This window comes from Allobosea sp., assembly GCF_030694325.1.
In the GTDB taxonomy this organism is placed as follows: Bacteria; Pseudomonadota; Alphaproteobacteria; order Rhizobiales; family Beijerinckiaceae; genus Allobosea.
Map to the genome: position 1 here is coordinate 1 of NZ_JAUXYO010000272.1, position 1,920 is coordinate 1,920.

Annotated in this window: 1 protein-coding gene and 1 pseudogene; both read right to left on the bottom strand. The window is 73.0% G+C overall.

Going from position 1 to position 1,920, the window contains the following annotated elements:
- Positions 1-53: 53 nt before the first annotated feature.
- Positions 54-743, bottom strand: coding sequence for a flagellar type III secretion system pore protein FliP (gene fliP, locus Q8M82_RS17635; RefSeq protein WP_305692623.1), 690 nt, complete (start codon positions 741-743; stop codon positions 54-56).
- Positions 744-980: 237 nt separating this feature from the next.
- Positions 981-1,920 (bottom strand): annotated as a pseudogene (locus tag Q8M82_RS17640) (hypothetical protein); the annotation flags it as partial.

The window sequence follows — 1,920 nt, forward strand, 5'->3', positions numbered from 1 at the left end:
CCGCCGCCGGCTCACCGCCCGCGCCCGGGCGGAGCTGAGACGGAGTCCGCCCCTCAGCCGCCATAGCTCTTCACCAGCGAGCCGGCGACCAGCCCCCAGCCGTCGACGAGGACGAAGAAGATCAGCTTGAACGGCAGCGCCACCGTGACCGGCGGCAGCATCATCATGCCGACCGACATCAGGATCGAGGCGACGACGAGGTCGATGATCAGGAAGGGCACGAACAGCAGGAAGCCGATCTCGAAGGCGCGCCGGAGCTCCGAGATCATGAAGGCCGGCACCAGCACGTGGATCTGCACCTCCTGCGGCGTCGCCGGCGGCGGCTCGCGCGACATCTCCATGAACAGGGCGAGATCCTTCTCGCGGACATGGCGCAGCATGAAGGTCTTGAAGGGGATGACGCCGCGGTTATAGGCCTCGGCCGGCTGGATCTGCCCCGCCACCAGCGGAGCGACGGCGGTGCTGTAGGCCTCGCGCAGGGTCGGCGCCATGACGAAGCCGGTGAGGAAGACGGCCAACCCGATAATCACGGCGTTGGGCGGCGCGGTCTGCGTGCCCAGCGCCGAGCGCAGCAGCGACAGCACGACGACGATCCGCGTGAACGACGTCACCATGATCAGGATCGACGGCGCCAGCGACAGCACGGTGATGACCGCGATGAGCTGGAGCGCCCGCTCGGCGACGCCCCCGCCCTGCCCAAGATCCAGCGAGAGCGTCTGCGCAAGCGCCGGCCCCGCGGGCATGGCGAGCAGCGCGGCCCACAGGGCGAGCCTGCCGGTCACGGCGCGCGGGCTCCGCACGCGGCGGCGCCATCTCGCAGAGAAGCAGATCATGGTCCCGCACACGGCCGTGGTTGCGCCCGAATCAACCTGTCGGACTGCGCCACGCTAGAGCCGGCTTCGCCGCGCCAGCAACGGGCGCGGCGGCGTCAGAGTGCCGCGTCGGCGCGAATCCTGTTGATCGCGCCTCGCGACGTCGCCTCAGGACTTCGCCTTGGGGTCGCGCCCGAGCAGGCGGGCGAACTCCGCCTCGATCGCATCGACGGAGAAGGGGTCGATCGGCTTGGGCTCGGCCTCCGGCTCCGCCTGGGACTCGGGCGCAGGCTCGGACGTGACGGCCGCCTCTTCGACGGGAACCACGGCCTCGTTCGCCTCGGCAGCCGTCTCCGGCTCGCGCAGGTCGATCTCGGTGTCGGACGGCGCTGCCGCCTCGGGAATCGGCGGCAGCGGAGCCGCTGCGACAGGGACCGGCGGCTTTGGCGGCTCGACCGGCTTCGGCGGCTCGACAGGCCTGGATGCCTCGGCCGGCTTGGGCGGCGCGATTGCGGCAGCGGGCTTCGGCGCGATGCGCTCGGGCTTGAGGCCCAGCGCCATCTCCAGTTCCGCCTCGACATCGAGCGGCACGATGCGCGCCGGCGTCGGCGCAGATGCAGGTTCCGCAGCCGGCACGACAAGCGGCGCGGCCTCGCTTTTGGCCGGTGCGGGCGCCGCTTCGGCCGGCTTCGGCGCGGGCTCCGGATCGGGCTGCCTGATCGCCGTGGTCGCGGGAGCGGGCGACGGGCCCGGCCGCACCGCGGAGAAGGGACGCTTCAGCGCCTCGTCGAGCTGGCGCGCCATGTCGTCGAGCTCGACCGCACTCGCCACGGGAGCCGGCGCGTGATCGCGCGCGAAATTCGGCGGCTGCACCGCAGGCGCAGGCGTTGCCGGCGCCGCCTCTCGGTTGCCGGAGGCAGGAGATTGCGCAACGGGGGCTTCCGACGGCGATGCGGAGGACGTCGCCGCCTGCGTCGTGGCAGCCGCGCCGAGTACCGCGGCGCCTCCCGCGGCTGCGGCGATCGCCGCCTCCGCCGCCAGGGGCGACAGGCGCGAGGGCATGCGCGGCGGCGGCTCGGGGAAGGTCGGCGCCGGCGCCACCGGGGCG

Coding starts and splice junctions, on each gene's coding strand:
- fliP (WP_305692623.1), bottom strand. CDS start 743: ATGCCCGCGGGGCCGGCGCTTGCGCAGACGCTCTCGCTGGATCTTGGG.